This window comes from Micromonospora sp. NPDC047762, from assembly GCF_043204655.1.
In the GTDB taxonomy this organism is placed as follows: Bacteria; Actinomycetota; Actinomycetes; order Mycobacteriales; family Micromonosporaceae; genus Micromonospora.
Window position 1 is genome coordinate 388,442 of record NZ_JBIDCQ010000006.1, and the last position, 20,979, is coordinate 409,420.

Genomic DNA, 20,979 nt, shown 5'->3' on the forward strand with positions numbered 1-20,979 from the left:
CCGCGCGCCGGGTCGCCAGGTGCGCGGTGGGTGCCGGGCGCACCCACCGCGCACGACTCAACCTGGGCGATGTCAACCCGAGGTGCAGGAGCGGATCTGTGGGCGGGCGCTGCTGTTGCCGTTGGTCATCGTGGTGAAGCCGAAGGTGTTGCCACTGCCGTTGGACCGCATGGTCATGACCGTCCCGCTGCTGTCCCAGGTGGCGGTGCCGTTCCACACGGTGGAGACCCGCTGCGGCGAGGTGATGGCCACGACCACGGTCCACGTGCTGGCGCCGCTGACCGTCACCGACGTGTTGTACCTGTCGCCCCAGACGTTGGGGGTCGTGGCGGTCGCTGTGCAGGTGCCGCCGGAGGGCGGTGGGGTGGTCGGCGGCGGGGTGGTCGGCGGGGTCGTGCCGTCGGGCGCGACCGCGCGGCCGGTGGACGGCGAGATCATGCCGGGGCACAGGTTGCGGCTGGTCAGGTTGGCCATGATCTGGGGGATGGCGTCGCGGGTGTTCTGGATCCCGTCGTGCATCAGGATGACCTGACCGGCCTGGAGTCGACTCGCGTTGGACACGATCTGGCTGACGCTGGCGCCGTTCCAGTCCTGCGAGTCCACGTCCCAGATCACCTGGCGCATGCCCAGCGACGACGCCACCGACTGCAGGGTCGAGTTGGTCTCGCCGTACGGCGGCCGGAACAGCACCGGCCGGCTGCCGGTCGCCGACTGGATCGCCGAGCTGGTCTGGGACAGGTCCGACTGCATCTGGGACTGGCTCATCGAGGTCATGTGGGCGTGGTTCCAGCTGTGGTTGGCGACCCACATGCCGGCGGCCACCTGTGCCTGTGCGGCTGACCTGTTGTTCTGGACGTTCTGCCCGACGTTGAACATCGTGGCCCGTACGCCGTTGTTGCGCAGCACGTTGAGCAGCGCGCTGGTGCTGCCGGTCGGGCCGTCGTCGAAGGTGAGGCCGACGTAACCGTTGCAGGTGGCGGCGCTCGACGGGGTCGAGGTGGCGGCGAGGACGACGCCGCACATGGCGACCGCGGTGGCGAGGACGGCGAGCGCCGCGCGCAACCGCCTCGACCACAGGGCCGTGCGGGGGAGAAGTCTGCTCATCTGGTGCCCCTTCTCGCAGACCCGGACGGCGGACGGCGCAGTCCGGACAGGTGTGGTGGTGGGTGGATCGCGGCCTGCTGTCGCATCGACCTCAGTGGATCGGAGTATTACAGCGAGAATTCGAACACGTCAACAAGTTCCGGAATCACTCCGGAACAGGGCAGGACGGCTCGTGGGGCATGCATGTGCCGTGGCCAGTTGTGACTGCGCTGACGTTGATCTGCCGGGGAGTCGATCGACGCCAGCCATGGCGCTGAAGAGACGCTTGATCCGGAAATTCATCGGAAGTATCGGCGGCCGGCCACGGAGTTGCCGTCGTCCGAGGGCGATGAATTAGTAAAGACTGTGAACAGATGATGTTAGAGTCACTTGCGTCGATATCCGGCTCGGATCTCGGCCACTGGGGCCCGAGGAAGGAGCAACCACATGACAAGACTCCGCGCGCTGGTCGCGCTGGCGGCGCTGATCGTCGCCGGCGGACTGGTCGCGATCGTCCCGGCCACCGCCGCGTCGGCGGCGGCCTGCTCAGCGTCGTGGCAGGCCTCGGCCGTCTACTGGGGAGACGCGCAGGTCTCCCACAACGGCCGCAACTACCGGGCGAAATGGTGGACCCAGAACGAGGCCCCGCCGGGCACGACCGGCGTCTGGGAGGACCTCGGCGCGTGCGGAGGCGGCACCACGCCACCCACCGGGGGGACCTGCGCCTACCCGAACTGGGCCGCCGGGACGTGGTACGCCACCGGGGCGATCGTGCGGTACACCAACGGCCTCTACTACATCGCCGAGCACGACAATCCCGGGTACGACCCCGTTGTCAGCACCTGGTACTGGGAGCCGTACACCTGTGGTGGTCAACCACCGACCACCCCGCCGCCCACCAACCCGGGGGGCTTCGTGGTCACCGAGGCCCAGTTCAACCAGATGTTCCCGGGTCGCAACTCCTTCTACACCTACTCCGGTCTCGTCGCCGCGCTCAGCGCCTACCCGGCGTTCGCGAAGAGCGGCAGTGCCACCGTCCAGCGGCAGGAGGCCGCGGCCTTCCTGGCGAACGTCTACCACGAGACCGGCGGGCTCGTGCACATCGTCGAGCAGAACACCGCCAACTACCCGCACTACTGCGACCCCGGCCAGCCCTACGGGTGTCCCGCCGGGCAGGCCGCCTACTACGGGCGGGGGCCGATCCAGCTCAGTTGGAACTTCAACTACAACGCCGCGGGCAACGCGCTCAACCTGCCGCTGCTGACCAACCCGTGGCTGGTGCAGACCGACGCCGCGGTGGCCTGGAAGACCGGCATCTGGTACTGGATGACCCAGAACGGGCCGGGCACCATGACCGCCCACAATGCGATGGTCAACGGCGCCGGGTTCGGTCAGACCATCCGCAGCATCAACGGCTCGATCGAGTGCAACGGCGGAAACCCCGCCCAGGTGCAGAGCCGCGTCACCAGGTACCAGCAGTTCGTCGGCATCCTCGGCGTGTCCGCCGGAGCCAACCTCTACTGCTGATCCGTGCCCGGGCCTCGGCGTACGTCATCCGACGGCGTCGAGGCCCGGCACGTCGGCGGCCGGGCCCGGTGCGGGCGGCTGCCGTTTCGGCGCGGCCAACCCGTTGACACGGCCGTGTTGCGCCCGGAACTATCAGCGGCAGTCCACAGGCTCGACTCCCGTTGCTCACGAACTCTCATGACAACGATGTCAGGGCTCGGCCCACCACCCGCTCCACACTGCCCAGACGTTCGACGAACTCGACCCGGTTCGAGTCGAAAGGCTCCGTCCCTCATGTCGCACACCCCCCTTGCGCGTCCACTCTCGCGCCGCCTGATCGCGGCGACGGCAACAGCCCTGCTACCCCTGGGCCTGCTCGTCGCCACGCCCCCGGCGAACGCCGCCCCCACCCCCGCCACCCCCGGCAACTTCACCTCCTCGTTCGAGTCCGCCGACCCGCAGCCCGCCACCAGCACCGTCGAGGTCGGCCCCAACGGAAAGCCCGTACAGGCCAACCTCAGTGGCAAGGTCGCCACCCTGCCGGGCAGCATGCTCGGTCAGGTCAGCGCCGTGACCGCGAGCGACGAGAACAAGCCGCGCGAGGTCGCCGCGAACCTCGCCGACGACGACCCGTCGACGAAGTGGCTCGTGTTCGCGTCCAGCGGCTGGGTGACCTACCAGCTGGCCACGCGAGCGACAGTGCGGCGTTACTCGCTGACCGCTGCCAACGACGCGCCGACCCGCGATCCGAAGGACTTCGTCGTCCAGGGGTCGAACGACGGCAGCACCTGGACCGACCTGGACAAGCGCGCCGGCGAGAAGTTCAGCGGACGCTTCGCCACCAACACGTACAGCTTTACCAACCCGAACGCCTACGGCTTCTACCGGCTCAACGTCACCGCGAACTCCGGTGACTCGCTCGTGCAGCTCGCCGACTGGAACATCAGCGACGGCTCGGACGTCCGCCCGCCGGCCACCCCCATGGTCAGCGAGGCGACCGCCGGCCCGAACGGCGGCTACACCACGAAGCCGGACGTCGGGTTCACCGGACTGGCCGCGCTGCGCTACTCCGGCGGCGCCGAGGCCAACGGCCGGTCGTACGCGACGAACAAGCTCTTCGACGTCAGCATCCCGGTCGGGCCGAAGACCCGGCTGTCGTACAAGATCTTCCCCGAGTTCACCGGCGGGGACGGCCGGTACCCGTCCACCTACACCGCCGTCGACCTGCACTTCACCGACGGCAGTTACCTGAGTGGTCGCTCGGCCGCCGACCAGCACGGCTACCCGCTCACGGGCGCCGGTCAGGGCGCCTCGAAGGTGCTCTTCGCCGACCAGTGGAACCTGGTGCAGGCCGACCTGGGCACCGTCGCACGCGGCAAGACGATCGACCGCATCCTGCTCGCGTACGACAATCCGCAGGCCACCGGGGAGGCCCGGTTCCAGGGTTGGCTCGACGACATCGAGCTGACGGCCACGCCGGCGTCGATCGACGGCTCGAAGCTCACCAACTACGTCGACACCCGGCGGGGCACCAACTCGACGGGCGGCTTCTCGCGCGGCAACAACCTGCCGATCACCGCCGTACCGAACGGGTTCAACTTCTTCACCCCGGTGACCGACGCGACCTCCGACTCGTGGGAGTACGAGTACCACAGGAAGAACAACGAGGCCAACCTGCCCATGCTCCAGGGCCTCGCGATCTCCCACGAGCCCAGCCCCTGGATGGGTGACCGCAACCAGATGTCGGTCATGCCGGTCGTCGGTGGCGGGTCGCTCACCGGTCAGCCGGCCAGTCGTGCGCTCGCCTTCAGCCACGACGACGAGACGGCACAGCCGGACCTCTACCGGGTCACGCTCCAGAACGGCCTGATCGCGGAGATGTCGCCCACCGACCACGCCGGGATCATGGGGTTCACCTTCCCCACCGGGCAGCCGACCGGAAGCCTCGTCTTCCACAACGGCACGTTCACCATCGGCACGGACGGCACGTTCACCGGTTGGGTCGACAACGGCAGCGGCCTGTCGGCCGGTCGGAGCCGGATGTTCGTCTCCGGCACCTTCGACCGGGCGCCGACGGCGTCCGCCGCGACCTCGGCCACCTTCGACATCTCCGGGTCGCGGGAGGTGACGATGCGCCTCGCCACGTCGTTCCTCTCCGTCGACCAGGCCCGCCGCAACCTCGACCTTGAGGTCACCGGCAAGAGCTTCGACCAGATCCACGCCGCCGCGACGGCCGCCTGGAAGGACCGGCTCGGCCGGGTCGAGGTGCGGGGCGCCACCGAGGCGCAGCTCGTCACCATGTACTCGAACCTGTACCGGCTGAACCTCTACCCGAACTCGCAGTCGGAGAACACCGGCACCGCCGCCGCGCCGCGCTGGCAGTACGCGAGCCCGGTCTCGGCGCCGACCGGCGCGTCGACCCCCACCCGGACCGGCGCGAAGATCGTCGACGGGCAGATCTACGTCAACAACGGCTTCTGGGACACCTACCGCACCGTGTGGCCCGCCTACGCGCTGCTGTACCCGGACGTCGCCGCCAGGATCTCCGACGGGTTCGTGCAGCACTACCGCGACGGCGGCTGGATCGCCCGCTGGTCGTCCCCCGGCTACGCCGACCTGATGACCGGCACCAGCGCGAACGTGGCACTGGCCCAGGCGTACCTCACCGGGGTCAAGCTGCCCGACCCGCTCGCGGCGTACGACGCGGCCGTCAAGGACGCGACCGTCGCGTCCGGGCGCAGCGCGGTCGGACGCAAGGGCATCGAGAGCTCCCTGTTCCTCGGCTACACGCCGACGTCCACAGGGGAGTCGGTGTCCTGGGCGCTGGAGGGCTACATCAACGACTTCGGCATCGGCAACATGGCCGCGGCGCTCGCCAAGGACCCGGCCACGCCGAAGTCGGAACGTGCCCGGCTCACGGAGGAGTCGCGGTACTTCCTGGAGCGGGCCCGCAACTACGTCCACCTCTTCGACCCGAAGACGAAGCTCTTCCAGGGCCGCGACGCCGCCGGCAACTTCCTCGCCGGTGACCCGTTGGACTGGGGTGGCGTCTACACCGAGACCAACGGGTGGAACTTCGCGTTCACCGCCCAGCAGGACGGCCAGGGCCTGATCAACCTGTACGGCGGGCAGAAGGCGCTGCGGGACAAGCTCGACGCGTTCTTCACGACTCCGGAGAACGCCGACCGCCCCGGTGGGTACGGCGGCGTCATCCACGAGATGCTCGAAGCGCGCGCGGTGCGGATGGGTCAGCTCGGCATGAGCAACCAGCCGTCGCACCACATCCCGTACATGTACAACGTCGCCAGCGCACCCGCCAGGACCCAGGAGACGGTGCGGGAGATCCTGCGGCGGCTCTACGTCGGCAGTGAGATCGGCCAGGGCTACCTGGGCGACGAGGACAACGGCGAGATGTCGTCGTGGTACATCCTCAGCTCGCTGGGCATCTACCCGTTGCAGGCCGGGTCGTCCGAGTGGGCGATCGGCTCGCCGCAGTTCACCAGGATGACCGTGCGCCGCAGCAGCGGCGACATCGTCGTCAACGCGCCGAACAACAGCGCGGCGAACATCTACGTGCAGGGCGTCTCGGTCAACGGCAGGAAGCAGCGCGGCCTGTCACTGGATGTCGCGACGCTCGCCAAGGGCGGCACCATCGACTTCCAGATGGGATCCAAGCCGTCGTCGTGGGGCAGTGGCAAGAACGACGCCCCGCCGTCGCTCACCAAGGGTGACGAGGCGCCCAAGCCGTTGCAGGACGTCACCGGCCCCGGTCTCGGCACCGCGACCGCGACCGGCGGTCAGGACGCGTCGAAGCTGTTCGACGACTCGTCGACCACGCAGCTGACCTTCGCCTCGGCGACCCCGCAGATCACCTGGGCCTTCCGTGGTGGCAAGCAGAAGCCGAAGTACTACACGGTCACGTCCGGAGCCGCTGCCGGCGACCCGGCGGACTGGCGTCTGCAGGGCTCCAACGACGGCCTCACCTGGACCACAGTGGACTCTCGAAACGGTCAGGTGTTCCCGTGGCGCAACCAGACCCGCCCGTACTCGATCGACAAGCCGGGACGGTTCGCGAAGTTCCGCCTCGCCGTCACGAAGACCGTCGGCGCCGCGCAGACCACCCTCGCCGAGGTCGAGCTGCTCGCCGGCGGTGACCTCGACCTCGGGGGCGGCGACATCACCGTCACCGCGGCGGACGGTGTGCACGCGACCACCGGCGTACCCGTCTCGGTGCCGCTGGCCACCGTCACCGGCGGCGACGCCGGCGGCTACCAGGCCACCATCGACTGGGGTGACGGCACGCCGGCCACCGAGGGCACCGTGACGTTGAGCTCGCGGGCCGTCTACCGCATCGGTGGGTCGCACACCTACACCACGCCCGGCTACCACCAGGCGAACGTCACGGTGACCGACGGCGAGACCCAGAGCTCCACGACGGTCGGCGTCGAGGTGGCGTACGCCCCGGCCTCCGGTCTCACCGCCGCCTTCGACAGCGTCTGCGTCGGCGACGAAGGGGCCCTTGCCGCGGACTGTGACGCCAAGTCCTGGGCGTACTCCCGGGCCGCCCTGGCGGCCGGTGGTGCCACCCAGGGCCAGGCCCAGCAGGTTCCCGGAACCGCGCTGCGGTTCACCCTGCCGGTGATCCCGGCCGGGCAGCCGGACAACGCCACCGGCAACGGGGCGAGCGTCGTCCTCGACCTTCCGGAGGACGCGAAGAGCATCTCGTTCATCGGCGCCGGAACGCAGGGCAACCAGAGCACCACCGGCACGGCGACGTTCAGCGACGGCAGCACGGCCAGCATCCCGATCCAGTTGAGCGACTGGACGCTGGGCGGCAACGCCAACGGCACCCCGTCCTACGGCAACATCATCGTCACCCGGACGGCGTACCGGTTGCAGGGCACGAGCCGCGACGGCGCCCAGCCGTTCCTCTTCGCCACCGCGCCGTACCAGATTCCGGCGGGCAAGACGCTGGTGTCGGTGACCCTGCCGACGCAGACCGGTGACCCTCGCTCGGCGGGTCGGATCCACGTGTTCGCCGTGGCCAACGACGGCACGCCCACCCCGGCGCTGACGACCGCCGCCCCGAAGAGCCAGACGGCCACCGCCGGCCAGGCCCTCGCGGCGAACCTCGGTGCGGTGACCGGCGGCGTTCCCGGTACGACGGGCTACCGCGCCCGCGTCCAGTGGGGTGACGGCACGGTTCCGGTCGATGTGACGATCGGCGCGTCGGGTGCGATGAGCGGCCAGCACACCTACGCACGTGAGGGCACCTACACGGTGCGCGTCACCGCGTGGGACACGCTGTCGAGCAGCACCGAATCCTTCACCGTGACCGTGGCTCGGGGCGGATCGCAGCCGGCGATCACGCTGTCCGCGTCCGGCGCCGTCACCACCGGCGGCGCGATCACCGTCACCGGCAGCGGGTTCGCCGCCGGCGAGCAGGTGACCGTCAACGTCGGCACCGACCCGGGCCGGGCCATGAAGGTCGCGGCCTCCGCGACGGGAACGGTCCGCGCCTCGGTGCCGACCTCCGGTGACGCGCAACCCGGCCGGTACGCCGTCACCGCGACGGGCGCGTCCTCGCGTACGCCGGCCACGGCCACCGTCCAGGTGACCGGGGAGCCACAGGCGCGGACCTACCAGCCGCGGGTTTCGCTGTTGACCACCTCGGGCCCGCGCGGCACGTCGATCATGGTCGACGGTTCCGGGTTCGCGCCGAACGAGGTGGTCACGATCGCCTTCGGGACCGGACTGGCGGTCAGCACCGTGCGCGCGAACGGTGACGGCGTCATCTCCGGCGCGACGGTCAGCGTTCCGGGCGCGGCGAAGGCGGGCGCGACCAGCGTCACGCTCAACGGCGCCACGTCGGCCACCACGGTGGCCCGACCGTTCACCGTCACCGGTTAGCACCGAGCCGGGGACAACGCAGCGTGGGGCGGGCCGTGGTCACGGCCCGCCCCACGCGCTACCGGGGTGGCCTGCGCTCAGTGCGGTGGCAGCAGCGCGTCGACCAGGCCGCGCAGCGGCCCGACCAGGTCATGCTCGGTGGCTGAACTCAGCGGTTCCAGCCGGATCGACGACCGCAGCACCGCGACTCCGATGCCGGCGGCGAGGGCCATCTGGGCGCGGAGCAGGACCTGTTGGCTGTCCGGATCGCCGGGACGCCACCCGCGAGCCGCTGCCAGCTGTTCGCTGGAACGGGCCAGCACGCCACGCCGGATATCGTCGGCCTCCGCGTCCCCGGACGACCGCAACAGCAGTGCGAGCTGGCTCGACAGGCCCGCCGCGCCGAGGCCGGCGATGTGCCGGGCGATGGCTTCGGGCACCCGGTCGGCCGGCGTCTGACCGGTGGTTCGGCCCAGTTCGTCGCCGGCAGCACGCAGGCACGCCTCGAACAGGCCTTCCTTGGACGTGAAGTAGCGGCTGATGAGCGCCACGTTGACGCCCGCGTCGTCGGCGATGTCCCGGACGGTGGTGGCCGCGTAGCCGTCCCGGGCGAAGCGTTGGCGGGCGGCGTCGAGCAGCAACTGCCGGGTCTCGGCCGCGTCCCGACGGCGACGCTGGGGCGGTTCGCCGGCGGTGTTGCTGGTCGTGGGGACGGGCGGTTCTGCTGTCACGGCGCGTCCTTCCTGTCGCTCTGGCGCGGAGTCGGTGTATTGCCGTCCGGCTATCTGCTGCTCGGTGCGGGCCAGCAAGTAAACATATGTTGACTTTCTGTCGACCGCAAGGTCCGGTACGAGCCGATGGTGACGTAAACGACTGTTGACATGAGTCCTGGGCTGCGGATACTGGCTAAGTCAGCAAACGTTTACATCTAGTTCGGGGATCTCATGACCCACACCATCGAGGAGTCGACGAACCTCGACTCCGCGTCCGGCGCCGCCCCGCGCGCCAACAGCACCCTCCTGGTGCTGTACCTGTCGCTGGGCGGCCTGGCGTTCGCGGTGCTCCAGTCGCTGGTCGCGCCCGCGCTGTCGACCATCGGAAGGGACCTGGGCGTCTCGACCGGAGACATCAGCTGGGTGCTCACGGCGTACCTGTTGGCCGCCTCGGTGTTGACGCCCATTCTCGGACGTCTCGGTGACATGGTCGGCAAGCGCCGGGTCCTCATCGGCGTCCTCGCGGTCCTCGCCGCGGGCACACTGCTCGCCGCTCTGGCCCCCAACCTGACCGTGCTGATCGTCGCGCGGGCGCTACAGGGAGCCGCCGGAGCGATCCTGCCGCTCTCGATCGGCATCGTCCGCGACCAACTGCCCCGGGAGAAGGTCGGCGTCACCGTCGGCCTGCTGTCGGCGATCTTCGGTGTCGGCGCAGGTGTCGGCATCGTGGCCGCGGGCCCGATCGTGGAGCACCTGTCGTGGCACTGGCTGTTCTGGTTGCCACTGGTCCTCGTCGTCGTCGCGCTGCTCGGAACCATCTTCGGGATGCCCGAGTCGCGGGTCCGCACGCCCGGACGGCTCGACATGCTCGGCGCGGCCATCCTGTCGGTGTCGCTGATCTCGTTGCTGCTGGCCGTGAGCAAGGGGCAGGGCTGGGGCTGGACCGAGCCGAAGACCATCGGCCTGTTCCTGCTCGGCGTGGTCGCGATGGTGGTGTTCGTCCGGGTCGAGCTGCGGGTACGCGAGCCCCTCATCGACATGCGCCTGATGCGGATCCGCGGTGTCTGGGCCACCGACCTCGTCGCCCTGATCCTCGGTTTCGCGATGTTCGGGACGTTCGTGCTGGTACCGACCCTGCTGCAACTCCCAGCGGCCACCGGGTACGGGTTCGGCAAGACGGTGTCCCAGGCGGGCCTGTTCCTGCTGCCCACCGTCCTGATGATGGTGGTCTTCGGCCCCCTCGCGGGTCTGCTGGACCGTCGCTTCGGCCCCAAGGTGCCGATGTTCCTCGGCACGGTCGCGGTCGTCGTCGCCTTCGCGCTGCCGGCGCTCGCGCACGGCGCGACCTGGCAGGTGCTGCTCTCCGGGGTGCTCACCGGCGCCGGCATCGGCCTGGCGTTCGCGGCGATGTCCAACGCCATCATCGAGAGCGTCCCGGCCGGGCAGACCGGCGAGGCGAGCGGCGTCAACACCATCGCCCGCACCATCGGCAGCAGCATCGGCGCGGCGGTCGTGGCGGCCGTCATCACCTCGAACAGCACTCCACAGGGGCTACCCACCGACACGGCGTTCACCGCCGGCTTCTGGGTGTGCGCGGGCGTCGCGGTCCTGGCCGTCTTCGCGGCACTCGCCCTGCCCTCGGCGCGCCGCCGCCACGAGCAGGCCGTCGCCGCCGGTGTCGACGACCTCCCGCCCGAGCCGGTCGAGCTGCACCTGCCCACTCGGCAGCACTGAGCAAGCGGCTGACAGGCGCAGGCCGTGCCCACCAGGAGTGGGCACGGCCTGCGCCGTTCGGTGTGGCCTCGACCTGCTCGCTATCCGCCCAGTCGAAGGTGCCAGCGCGCACCCTGGCTGGTGAGCCGGACGACAGCCAACGGCTCGACGTCCACCTGCCGGTACGTCGCCATCGGAAGACCGAGGGCGTGCACCACCGCGACCCGGATCACCAGGGGGTGGGTGACCGCGATGACTCGTCCACCAGCCCGGTGCTGCGCATCCAGCCAACTGCCGACCCGATCCCGCACCTCCGTGACGGACTCACCGCCGTGCGGCGCGCAGTCCGGGGCGGACAACCAGTCGTGCAGCGCCTGCGGCTGCGATTCAGCGACCTCCTCAAGCGACCGGCCGGACCAGTCCCCGTAGTCACAGTCGGCCAACGCGGTCTCGACCGTCGGCAGAAGGCCGAAGGCGTCGGCGGTCTGTCGGGCGGCCACCGCGGGGCTGGACAGGCAGGTGGCGTTCTCCCCGAGGCGCCAACGCCGGTCTGCACCCGCGTGGGCCTGGGCGAGCGCGGCACGCAGGCCACCCTCGTCCAGGCCGTCGTCGGCACCGCCGAAGCGGGCCCGGCGCAGCGCGGCGGTGTGACCGTGGGCGACCAGCCGAAGGCTGGTGCCGGTCACGTGCTCGGCAGCGCGGAACCGGCCCGGCGACGCCGCTCGTGGTGCATCAGGGCCGCGAACAGCAGGCCGATGCCGGTCCAGAGCACGACCTGGGTGCCGAGCGAGGCCAACCGGAAACTCCACAGCAGGGTCGCCGGGAAGTCCGCCGGAACCTCCTGGAAGGACGGCATCACCACGTACGACACTGCCGTGACCAGGAGGAACCCGCCCACGGCCGCGGCGGCGCGAAGCCACGTCGGTGCGTGGGCACCGACCGACCGGTAGCCCAGCGAGCCGGCCCACACGGCCACCAGCCCGAGCACCACCATCAACAGGTAGGTGACGGTCCGTTGGTTGATGGTGGCCGGGTCGCCGACCGCCGGTGGGTTCGCGGGGTACTTGAGGAACGGCACGATCACCGCACCGAGCAGCGCCGCGCCGGCCAGCAGCAGACCCCACCGCCCGTCGTCGTCGCCGCGCCGCCGCCGGGCCAGCAGGACGTACGCCGTGGCCAGCAGGCCACCCATCGCGGCCCCGAACAGGGCGGTGGCCAGGAACAGGCCGCCCCGCTGACCCGTCCGGCTGACCAGCGCGTCCTCGTGATCGTGCGCACCAACGGCAGGCTCGGCGTGCGTCGCCGCCTCCTCGATGGCGATGGCCGCCTCGACGTGCGGTTCGCCAGCGACGTACGCGAACGCCCCGGCCAACAGGCCGGCGATCAGGCCGGCCAGCAGCCCGCGGACGAGGACGGCGAGGAACGGGGGAGTGCTGGTGGTGGTCAGTGGCACGGGACGCCCAGCAGGTGCCGGCCGTCGTGCATCAGCTCGTGCAGGTACATCCCACTGCGCGACACCGCCCCCTGGTCGAAGGCGACGAGATACGTCAGCAGGGCGAGCGCGGCAACGGTCGCCAGAGCGGTCCACAAGAGACGGGCACTGCCAGCGGGGTGCACCACCGGCTGGCTGGTAGCGGAGCTAGACATGAATACACGAACCTCCCCAGGGATGACGCGTCCCCATCGCAAGGCTGCGGACGACCGAGCGTCCTGGCTCGCGGACCCCAATGGTGATTGGGGAACCGCTCACAGTGGCGCGACCGCGCCGGATTCACACCGGCTTCCCTCGCGTCGCCGCAGATAGTGCGTCGACGGTATCGGTGCCGCCTCAGGCGGTCAACCCGGACCCCGCGCCCCGGGCGCGTCCGTACACCGGGACGTCGACGAGGCGGACCAGCCGCAGGTGCCGGTGGATTCGTCAGACCAAAAGGCGACACTGCCGGAGGTCGGTCGTGGTGCGCGTTCGGGCTCGACAACAGGCTGTTACCGCTAACATGGTCAATCTGCCAGATCGGCTCCGTGGCTCCGGGTTGACCCGGAGGGTTCGATCAGCGGCGGGGCGGGGTGTGCGGTGGACGGGAACGCGCCAGGGACGGGTCCGGTGACGACCGGCGAGGTCGCGCGACGAGCGGGCATCGTCGACGCGCACCATCACCTCTGGGTCCGGGCGCGGCACCCACAGCCCTGGATCGATCCGCACACCATGGCCGCGATCGACAACGACTTCACACCGGTCGAGCTCGCCCCGGCGACCCGGGCCGCCGGGGTCACCCAGACCGTGGTCGTCCAGTCCGTCGCCGTTCGGTCGGAGACGCCCGAGTTGCTCGGCATCGCGGCCGACGACCCGCTCGTCGCCGGGGTCGTCGGCTGGGTCGACCTCACCGCCGCCGATGTCGACCGTCGCCTCGCCCGACTACGCGGGGCGCGCGGCGGCGAACGGCTGGTCGGGATCCGGCACCTGGTCCAGTCCGAACCCGACCCGACCTATCTCGATCGCCCCGAGGTGCGGCGCGGCATAGCCGCGGTCGGTGCCGCGGGTCTCGCCTTCGACCTCCTGGTGCGCCACCGTCAGCTGCCGGCGGCCGTCCGGCTCGTCCGCGACCTGCCCCAGGTGCGGTTCGTCCTGGACCACCTCGGCAAGCCCCCGCTCGGACGCGCCGAACTCGGTGACTGGCACCGCGACCTGCGGGCGCTCGCGGCCGAGTCCAACACCACGGCGAAGCTCTCCGGCCTGGTGACCGAAGTGGACGGTGGGTCCTGGACCGCTGCCGACCTGCGGCCCGCGGTCGAGCACGCCCTTGACGTGTTCGGGCCGGATCGGCTGATGTTCGGCTCGGACTGGCCGGTGTGCCTGCTCGCCACCTCGTACACCCGCTGGGTCGCCGTCCTCGGTGACCTGCTGGACCCGCTCTCCGACGACGAGCGGGCCGCGATCTGGCGCCGGACCGCCGGCCGTTTCTACCGGCTGGCCCCGTCCTGAGACGGCAGCGCCCTTCGGCCTGGGGACATAGGATGTTATCGATAACATGCTAGCGGCGGCAGTCGGTGTCGATTTGGTCAGACGTATGGCTTCGGTGGCACAGGTAACGATGGCAAAACATGCCCGCAAGACCTTGGCAACATACGTGAATGCGTGGCAAGGTAACGCCTGATCGCGGGAATCATCCGACCTATCTCCAAGGTTGTGCGCGCACCTCGCCGCACCGCCGGCCGAGCGGGGTCGGTCGCTCACAGACGTTCGGCTCGTCGGCGGGTCCCCGTCGGACGCCGGCACCACGCTTGGGGAGGTCAGGTCCGACGATGAGTAGCGTCGAGGCAACCGCCGGCACACAGCGCGGCGAACTCAGCGACTGGTTCCGGGAACGGATCTCCCACGCCGTCTCCGAGTTCACCGCCGCCACCGCGTTGGTCGTCCTGTTCATCGCCCTGACCTTCGCGAGCCCCTACTTCCTGACAGCGGACAACCTCTTCAACATCGGGGCCCAGACGGCGGTGATCGCCATCATCGCCACCGCCCAGACGATGGTCATCATCACGAAGGGCATCGACCTGTCCGTGGGGTCGGTCGCCGCGCTCGCCGGCGTGTTGGGCGCGATGGTCGTACGCGACCTCGGCTTCTCGCTCTGGGCGGCGACGGCGGTCGCGATCGGCGTCGGCGCGCTGGCCGGGCTGTTGAACGGGCTGCTGGTGACGGTGGCCCGGATTCCGCCGTTCATCGCGACGTTGGGGACCATGTCCGTGGGCCGCGGCCTGGTCTTCATCATCACCGGCGCCGTCGGCGTCTATGGCCTTCCCCGGTCCTTCCAACTGCTCGGCAACGGGCAGATCCTCGGCATTCCGTTCGCCGTGGTGATCACCGTCCTGGTCGCCGTCGGGGTCGCCTTCCTGCTCTCCCAGACCCGCTTCGGTCAGTACACCTACGCCATGGGCTCCAATCTGGAGGCGGCACGCCGCTCCGGCATCCGGGTCGGGCGGCACCTGACCGGGGTGTACGTGCTGGCCGGCGTGCTGGTCGGGCTCGGCGGCATGATCGCCGCGTCCCGGGTCAACTCCGGCCAGCCCAACTACGGGATCTCGCTGGAACTCGACGTCATCGCCGCCGCCGTCATCGGCGGAGCCAGCCTGTTCGGCGGGCAGGGCCGGATCGTCGGGACCATCATCGGCGCGTTCCTCATCGCCCTGGTCCGCAACGGCGCCGTCCTGCTCGACATCAGCATCCACTACCAGCAGGTGATCGTCGGCGTGATCATCTGGGCCGCCGTCTACTTCGACCAGTACCGCCGCCGGCGGCTGGAATCACGGGGTTGACATGCCATTCCGAGAGTCCGAACGAGGAAGGACACACACCATGGCACACACCACCACCAGCCGGCGGACGCGAGGACGACTCCTGCGCGTGCAGGCGATCCTGGCCGCGGCCGCGGCGACCGCCCTGCTCAGCGCCTGCGGCGGGGTCGAGGTTCGCGACGGCGGCGGCGACAGTGCGGCCAAGGACGCGAGCGGCCCGTTGAAGCTCGCCGTCGTACCCAAGGCGGTCGGCGCCGACTACTGGAACACCGTCAAGGCGGGCGCCGAGTGCGCCGCGCAGCGCGCGGGGGACGTCACCGTCCAGTGGGACGGGGTGACCGCCGAGACCGACGTCGAGGGCCAGGTCAACCTGATCCAGAACTTCGTCACCAAGAAGGTCGACGGCATCGTCTACGCGGCGACCGACTCCAGCGCGCTGGCACCGGCGACCGACAAGGCGCTCAGCGCCAACATCCCGGTCGCCATGATCGACTCTGGCACCAGCCCGCAGCCGTCGAACGTGCCCCTCTTCGCCACCGACAACCGTGCGTCGGCGACCGAGGCGGCCAAGCTGCTCGCCACCGAACTCGGCCCCGGCAACCACGAGGTGGCGCTGGTCGAGTTCCAGCCCGGATCGCAGACCAACACCGAGCGGGTCGACGGCTTCAAGGCCGGCCTCGCCCAGTACCCCAACCTGAAGCTGGTCGGCCAACAGCCGAGCAAGAGTGACGTCAACGAGGCCCGACGGGTCACCGAGAACATCCTCACCGCCAACCCCAACCTGAAGGGTGTCTTCGCGGCCAACGAGCCGAGCGTGCTCGGTGCCGCGCAGGCCATCCAGGCCGCCGGCAAGTCCGGCAAGGTGGTCATCATCGGGTGGGACGCCGCCCCGGACGAGATCGCCGGGGTACGCAACGGCCAGATCTCGGCGCTGGTCGTGCAGAACCCGTTCAAGATGGGCTACTTCGGCGTCGACAAGATGGTCAAGCACCTTCGGGACAAGGCGCCGCTGGCGTCGGCCGACACCGGCGTCACCTTCGTCACCAAGGAGAACATCGACTCGGCGGAGATCAAGGCGGTGCTCGAGCCCAGCTGCGCCAACCCGCCGGTGCAGTGATGGGCGTGAACCCCACGGCCACCCCGACCAGCGACCAGCAACCCACCGACGCGGAGCCGCCGGTCCTCGAAGCCCGCGGCATCGTCAAGCGGTTCGGGCACGTCGAGGCGTTGCGCGGCGCCGACTTCACGGTCCGCCGCGGTGAGGTCGTCGCGCTGATCGGCGACAACGGCGCCGGCAAGAGCACCCTGATCAAGACCCTGTCCGGTGTGCACCCGCCGGACGAGGGCGAGATCCGGGTCGGCGGCCGTCCGGTCCAGTTCTCCACCCCGGTCGACGCCCGACGGGCAGGGGTGGAGACCGTCTACCAGGACCTCGCCGTCGCCGACGACCTCAGCGTGGCCGCCAACCTGTATCTCGGCCGGGAGATCCTTCGCTCCGGACCACTCGGCCGGCTCGGGCTGCTGGACAAGCGCGCCATGCGCCACGGCGCCGCCGCCGCGCTGGACGAACTGGGCGTACGGATCCCCCGGGTCACCACCCCCATCGCGATGCTGTCCGGTGGGCAGCGGCAGTGCGTGGCGGTGGCCCGGGCCATCATCTGGGCGACCAACGTGGTCATCCTCGACGAGCCCACCGCGGCCCTGGGGGTGGTCCAGACCGGACGGGTGCTCGATGTCGTCCGGCGGGCCCGCGACGCCGGCATGTCGGTGGTGCTGGTGAGCCACAACATGCCGCAGGTCCTCGAGATCGCCGATCGGGTCGAGGTGCTGCGCCTCGGCCGGCGCGCGGCCCAGCTCCGCGCCGACGAGGCCACCACCGACGATCTGGTCGCCGCGATGACCGGCAGCACCAGCGTGGGTCGGGACGAGCGGTGAGGGCCGCCGTCCAGGGAGGCGCCCGCGGTCCCGCGGGTCCGACGAGCCGCGGCGGCGCTGCACCGCCGCTGCGGCTGAGCCCACTGGGCTTCGGCGCCTCCCAGGGCGGCAATCTCTACCGGGCGACGTCCGACGAGCAGTTCGCCGCCGCCGTGGACACCGCGTGGGCAGGCGGCATCCGATACTTCGACACGGCACCGCACTACGGGCTGGGCCTGTCCGAACGACGCCTGGGCGCGGCCCTGCGCTCCCGCCCCCGCGCCGAGTACGTGGTGTCGACGAAGGTCGGCCGGCTGCTCGTGCCGTCACCGGAGACGGCGCACCAGCGGGATCCGGAAGGGTTCGACGTTCCCGCCGATCACCGCCGGGTCTGGGACTTCAGCCGCGACGGCGTCCGCCGTTCGCTGGAGGCGAGCCTTCGGCGCACCGGCCTGGACCGGATCGACGTGGTGTATCTGCATGACCCCGACGAGCACTGGCAGCAGGCCGCGAACGAGGCGATCCCGGCCCTGGTGGAGCTGCGGGAGCAGGGCGTGATCGGCGCCGTCGGGGCGGGAATGAACCAGTCGGCGATGCTGGCCCGCTTCGTGGCGGAGACCGACGTGGACGTGGTGATGTGCGCCGGCCGGTACACCCTGATGGAACAGGGCGCGCTGACCGACCTGCTGCCCGTCGCGCAGGCCCGCCACGTCGGTGTGGTGGTCGCCGGTGTCTACAACTCCGGGCTGCTGGCCCGGGACATGCCGCCGACCGACGCCGTCTACGACTACCAGCAGGCGCAGGCGGAGGTGATCGACCACGCCCGCCGGATAGCACGGGTCTGTCAGGCGTACGGCGTCACGCTGCCCCAGGCGGCGTTGGCGTTCGTCCGTCGTCACCCGGCCGTGGTCTCGACCGTTGTCGGCATGCGGGACGACGTCCAGGTGACCGAGACCCTCCATCGGTCTGGTGTCGACGTCCCGGAGCAGCTCTGGGCGGCGCTGTACGACGAGGGGCTGCTCGACGTACAGCCGTGAGGGTCGGTCACGACCGGGCCGTCTCGATGCTGGCGTCAGCGTCGTCGGGTAACCCCTGCAACGACTCCTCCACACCGATCAGGTGGTTGGCCATCCGGGTTCGCGCCCGTTCCGGGTCGCGTGCCACGAGGGCCTTCAGGATCGCCACGTGCTCGTCATGGGTGCGTAGGTCCGCGCCCTCCTCGTGCAGACTCCGCCAGAGCCGGCCACGGATGGTGCGCCCGGCGAAGGCTTCGATCAGACCAACGAGCACCGGATTCTCGGCGTGCACCGCGATGATCCGGTGAAAGGCGATGTCGATCTCCATGATCCGCTCGTGGTCCGGCGGTGACTGGCCGACCAACCGGGCCGCCTCGGCGAGCAGGTCACCCGCCTGGGCCAGGGCCTCGTCGGTGATCCTGGTCGCCGCCAGGCAGGCGGCCTCGCACTCCAGCAGCCGGCGGACGGTGTGGATGTGCCGAGGGTCGCCCTGGCCCTGGAAGTCGACCACGAAATTCATCGGGGCCAGCAGCTGTGGCGCGTCGAGGTTGGTGACGTAGGTGCCGTCGCCCTGACGGATGTTGACGATCCCCAGGATCGACAGGGCCGACATCCCCTCGCGCAGGGAACCTCGCGAGACACCGAGCTGCTCGGCGAGGTCCTTCTCGATGGGCAACCGGTCCCCGGGCCGGAACTGCCCTTCGAGGATCATCCGTTTGATGCCGTTGACCACTTCGTCCGTGCGCGACATGACCCCCCCTAACGGCCGGCGGGGGTGGCCTTCCCACCCGCGATCACGTACGCCGCCTCCGGAGATGACACGGTAGTCGGGTCTGTCGCCGCCCAGTAGTGGCCGTCGGGAAACCGGTAGAGCGCCACCGACTCCTGACGCATCCGGGTGGAGTAGCCGGGCTGGCCGGGCAGGACGTATCCGCTGCCGGAACCGGTGTCGCGGATGATGCAGGGATCGGTGAAGTGTTCGTGCAGGTGGTCGACGAACTCGGTGACCCGGTTGGTGAGGTCCCCCGAGATCGCGACGTAGTCGAGCACCGACACGTGTTGGACCATCTCGCACAGCCCGACACCGCCGGCGTGCGGGCACACCGGGACGTTGAACTTCGCGGCGAGCAGCAGCACGGCGACGATCTCGTTGATGCTGGCCAACCTGCCGGTGTCGAGCTGGCAGAAGTCGATGGCCTCGGCCTGGAAGAGCTGCTTGAACATCACCCGGTTGTGGCAGTGTTCGCCGGTGGCGACGCCGATCGGAGCGACGGCGCGGCGGACGGCCGCGTGGCCCAGGATGTCGTCGGGGCTGGTCGGCTCCTCGATCCACAGTGGCGTGAAGCGGGCGAGGGCGGTGACCCACTCGATGGCCTGACCGACGTCCCACACCTGGTTGGCGTCGATCATCAGGTTGCGATCCGGGCCGAGGATCTCCCGTGCGATCGCGCACCGGCGGATGTCGTCGTCGAGGTTGGCGCCCACCTTGAGCTTGACGTAGCCGTAGCCGGTGTCGACCGCCTCCTGGCACAGTCGGCGCAGCTTGTCGTCGCCGTAGCCGAGCCAGCCCGCCGAGGTGGTGTAGGCGGGGTAGCCGGTCCGGTCGAGCTCGCCGAGGCGGGCGGCCTTTGTGCTCTCCTTGGCGCGCAGGATGGCCAGTGCCTCGTCGCGGGTCAGCGCGTCGGACAGGTAGCGCAGGTCCGCGATGTCGACGAGTTGCTCGGGGGTCATGTCGACGAGCAGCCGCCACAGCGGCTTGTCGGCGACCCGGGCGACCAGGTCCCATGACGCGTTCAACACGGCGGCGAGGGACAGGTGGACGACGCCCTTCTCGGGGCCGAGCCACCGCAGTTGCGAGTCGGAGGTGAGCAGGCGGTAGACCGCGCCCATGTCCGCTGCCATCGTTGCCACGTCCTGGCCCACGAGGAGCTGTGCCTGGTGGACTGCCGCCGCCGCGACGATGTCGTTGCCTCGTCCGATGGTGAAGGTCAGGCCGTGCCCCGCGAGTGGCGCGCCCACGCCGTCGACGCCGTCGGTGTGCAGGACGACGTAGGCCGCCGAGTAGTCGCCGTCCTTGTTCATGGCGTCTGACCCGTCAGCGGTCAGGGAGGTGGGGAAGCGGACGTCTTCGACGGTGACGGCAGTGATCTGCGGCATGCGCTCCTCGCCCGGCTAGGCTAAAGATCAGATGATCACTGGGAGTATACGGAGGGCTGCTCCAGCGCGTCAACGTTGTCGATCACCTCGGACGTGCAGACATATGATGTTTGCCCTCTCGGGTCGAGCCGCCTTGACTCCGATCATGCCGGTTGGCGGGCCAAGGTGAGGCGCGCGGCGGACCCTGGTGATTGGATGTTCCGGCTCGCCGCGAGGCATCGACGGCGACGTATGGGCGTGGTCTCCAGTGCCGTGGCCTCGATACGTCAAATCTTTGTCGAATGTCGACACCAGTGCGCAGAGCCCCGTCTCCGGTGCCCGGCGTCGGTCGGCCGCAGCGTGCTCCCGGGGGTTGGTGACGGTGGTCACCGCATCGCCGCCGACACGCCCGAGACCGACATGTGGGGTGTGACAACGACTGCGTCCCTATATATGGTGTCGAGCGCAGCTGGTTCGGCCGCTCATCCGGTGCGGTCGAGGCAACAGGGAACCCGGTGGAAATCCGGGACTGTCCCGCAGCGGTGAGTGGGAACGACAGCCGTCAACAGCACTGGGCCACCATCGGCCTGGGAAGCGACGGCCAGTAGGAGACCGGCGAGCCCGGTCGTGCCCGCGAGTCCGAAGACCTGCCAGCGCGCCGCGTACCCCACCCGGGTGGGCGGCGGTCCGAGGCCGCGTGGGACGGCTGACGCCACCTGACC

At 70.1% G+C, this 20,979-nt stretch carries 15 protein-coding genes and 2 riboswitches; of the genes, 8 read left to right on the plus strand and 7 right to left on the minus strand.

What is annotated here, in order from left to right:
• Positions 1-72 precede the first annotated feature (72 nt).
• Positions 73-1,104, minus strand: coding sequence for a polysaccharide deacetylase family protein (locus ACGF3C_RS21020; protein WP_357235794.1), 1,032 nt, complete (start codon positions 1,102-1,104; stop codon positions 73-75).
• A 426-nt stretch (positions 1,105-1,530) separates the two neighbouring features.
• Here ACGF3C_RS21020 and ACGF3C_RS21025 point away from each other — a divergent pair, with 426 nt between their 5' ends.
• The gene (locus tag ACGF3C_RS21025) at positions 1,531-2,610 is read left to right on the plus strand and encodes a glycoside hydrolase family 19 protein (RefSeq protein ID WP_357228549.1); all 1,080 of its coding nucleotides are present in this window, start codon (positions 1,531-1,533) and stop codon (positions 2,608-2,610) included.
• Positions 2,611-2,883: 273 nt separating this feature from the next.
• Positions 2,884-8,499 carry a GH92 family glycosyl hydrolase gene (locus ACGF3C_RS21030; protein ID WP_393224357.1) on the plus strand — a complete coding sequence of 1,872 codons (5,616 nt, stop codon included), beginning with the start codon at positions 2,884-2,886 and terminating at the stop codon, positions 8,497-8,499.
• Positions 8,500-8,576: 77 nt separating this feature from the next.
• On the opposite strand, the gene ACGF3C_RS21035 is transcribed toward ACGF3C_RS21030, so the two are convergent.
• Positions 8,577-9,209 carry a TetR family transcriptional regulator gene (locus ACGF3C_RS21035; RefSeq protein WP_357235420.1) on the minus strand — a complete coding sequence of 211 codons (633 nt, stop codon included), beginning with the start codon at positions 9,207-9,209 and terminating at the stop codon, positions 8,577-8,579.
• A 213-nt stretch (positions 9,210-9,422) separates the two neighbouring features.
• On the opposite strand from ACGF3C_RS21035, the gene ACGF3C_RS21040 reads away from it, so the two are divergent.
• On the plus strand, positions 9,423-10,925 hold the full coding sequence (locus ACGF3C_RS21040) for an MFS transporter (RefSeq protein ID WP_393224361.1): 1,503 nt from the start codon (positions 9,423-9,425) through the stop codon (positions 10,923-10,925).
• An 80-nt stretch (positions 10,926-11,005) separates the two neighbouring features.
• On the opposite strand, the gene ACGF3C_RS21045 is transcribed toward ACGF3C_RS21040, so the two are convergent.
• From ACGF3C_RS21045 to ACGF3C_RS21055, 3 genes are read right to left on the minus strand one after another with little or no spacing between them, the layout of a single operon-like run.
• Positions 11,006-11,590, minus strand: a complete 585-nt coding sequence (locus ACGF3C_RS21045; protein WP_357228851.1) for a histidine phosphatase family protein — start codon at positions 11,588-11,590, stop codon at positions 11,006-11,008.
• Entirely contained in the window at positions 11,587-12,357 is a 771-nt protein-coding gene (locus tag ACGF3C_RS21050; RefSeq protein WP_357228848.1) for a CbtA family protein, read from the minus strand. The genes ACGF3C_RS21045 and ACGF3C_RS21050 overlap by 4 nt, the downstream gene beginning before the upstream one ends.
• Entirely contained in the window at positions 12,348-12,551 is a 204-nt protein-coding gene (locus ACGF3C_RS21055; RefSeq protein WP_355010105.1) for a CbtB-domain containing protein, read from the minus strand. The genes ACGF3C_RS21050 and ACGF3C_RS21055 overlap by 10 nt, the downstream gene beginning before the upstream one ends.
• Positions 12,552-12,585: 34 nt before the next feature.
• Positions 12,586-12,741: riboswitch (cobalamin riboswitch) on the minus strand.
• A gap of 264 nt (positions 12,742-13,005) precedes the next feature.
• Between ACGF3C_RS21055 and ACGF3C_RS21060 the strand changes: the two genes are divergently transcribed.
• From ACGF3C_RS21060 to ACGF3C_RS21080, 5 genes are all read left to right on the plus strand, one after another.
• Positions 13,006-13,884, plus strand: a complete 879-nt coding sequence (locus ACGF3C_RS21060) for an amidohydrolase family protein (RefSeq protein ID WP_357228844.1) — start codon at positions 13,006-13,008, stop codon at positions 13,882-13,884.
• Between the two features lie 320 nt (positions 13,885-14,204).
• The gene (locus ACGF3C_RS21065) at positions 14,205-15,212 is read left to right on the plus strand and encodes an ABC transporter permease (protein ID WP_357228841.1); all 1,008 of its coding nucleotides are present in this window, start codon (positions 14,205-14,207) and stop codon (positions 15,210-15,212) included.
• Between the two features lie 40 nt (positions 15,213-15,252).
• A complete protein-coding gene (locus tag ACGF3C_RS21070) occupies positions 15,253-16,308 on the plus strand; it encodes an ABC transporter substrate-binding protein (protein WP_357228837.1) in 1,056 nt (351 codons plus the stop codon).
• On the plus strand, positions 16,308-17,126 hold the full coding sequence (locus ACGF3C_RS21075; RefSeq protein WP_357228834.1) for an ATP-binding cassette domain-containing protein: 819 nt from the start codon (positions 16,308-16,310) through the stop codon (positions 17,124-17,126). The genes ACGF3C_RS21070 and ACGF3C_RS21075 overlap by 1 nt, the downstream gene beginning before the upstream one ends.
• Positions 17,123-18,142, plus strand: coding sequence for an aldo/keto reductase (locus ACGF3C_RS21080; RefSeq protein ID WP_357228831.1), 1,020 nt, complete (start codon positions 17,123-17,125; stop codon positions 18,140-18,142). The genes ACGF3C_RS21075 and ACGF3C_RS21080 overlap by 4 nt, the downstream gene beginning before the upstream one ends.
• Positions 18,143-18,149: 7 nt before the next feature.
• On the opposite strand, the gene ACGF3C_RS21085 is transcribed toward ACGF3C_RS21080, so the two are convergent.
• Together ACGF3C_RS21085 and ACGF3C_RS21090 are read right to left on the minus strand one after the other, a co-directional pair.
• Positions 18,150-18,872: a FadR/GntR family transcriptional regulator gene (locus ACGF3C_RS21085; protein WP_357228829.1), complete on the minus strand. Its 723-nt coding sequence runs from the start codon at positions 18,870-18,872 to the stop codon at positions 18,150-18,152.
• An 8-nt stretch (positions 18,873-18,880) separates the two neighbouring features.
• Positions 18,881-20,278 carry an enolase C-terminal domain-like protein gene (locus ACGF3C_RS21090; protein WP_393224370.1) on the minus strand — a complete coding sequence of 466 codons (1,398 nt, stop codon included), beginning with the start codon at positions 20,276-20,278 and terminating at the stop codon, positions 18,881-18,883.
• 432 nt (positions 20,279-20,710) lie between these two features.
• Positions 20,711-20,927: riboswitch (cobalamin riboswitch) on the plus strand.
• The last annotated feature ends 52 nt before the right edge of the window (positions 20,928-20,979 follow it).

What these genes read in the sequence shown, in the direction of transcription:
- ACGF3C_RS21020 (WP_357235794.1), bottom strand. Translation starts at nt 1,104, where the DNA reads ATGAGCAGACTTCTCCCCCGCACGGCCCTGTGGTCGAGGCGGTTGCGC.
- ACGF3C_RS21025 (WP_357228549.1), top strand. Translation starts at nt 1,531, where the DNA reads ATGACAAGACTCCGCGCGCTGGTCGCGCTGGCGGCGCTGATCGTCGCC.
- ACGF3C_RS21030 (WP_393224357.1), top strand. Translation starts at nt 2,884, where the DNA reads ATGTCGCACACCCCCCTTGCGCGTCCACTCTCGCGCCGCCTGATCGCG.
- ACGF3C_RS21040 (WP_393224361.1), top strand. Translation starts at nt 9,423, where the DNA reads ATGACCCACACCATCGAGGAGTCGACGAACCTCGACTCCGCGTCCGGC.
- ACGF3C_RS21055 (WP_355010105.1), bottom strand. Translation starts at nt 12,551, where the DNA reads ATGTCTAGCTCCGCTACCAGCCAGCCGGTGGTGCACCCCGCTGGCAGT.
- ACGF3C_RS21065 (WP_357228841.1), top strand. Translation starts at nt 14,205, where the DNA reads ATGAGTAGCGTCGAGGCAACCGCCGGCACACAGCGCGGCGAACTCAGC.
- ACGF3C_RS21070 (WP_357228837.1), top strand. Translation starts at nt 15,253, where the DNA reads ATGGCACACACCACCACCAGCCGGCGGACGCGAGGACGACTCCTGCGC.
- ACGF3C_RS21075 (WP_357228834.1), top strand. Translation starts at nt 16,308, where the DNA reads ATGGGCGTGAACCCCACGGCCACCCCGACCAGCGACCAGCAACCCACC.
- ACGF3C_RS21085 (WP_357228829.1), bottom strand. Translation starts at nt 18,872, where the DNA reads ATGTCGCGCACGGACGAAGTGGTCAACGGCATCAAACGGATGATCCTC.
- ACGF3C_RS21090 (WP_393224370.1), bottom strand. Translation starts at nt 20,278, where the DNA reads ATGCCGCAGATCACTGCCGTCACCGTCGAAGACGTCCGCTTCCCCACC.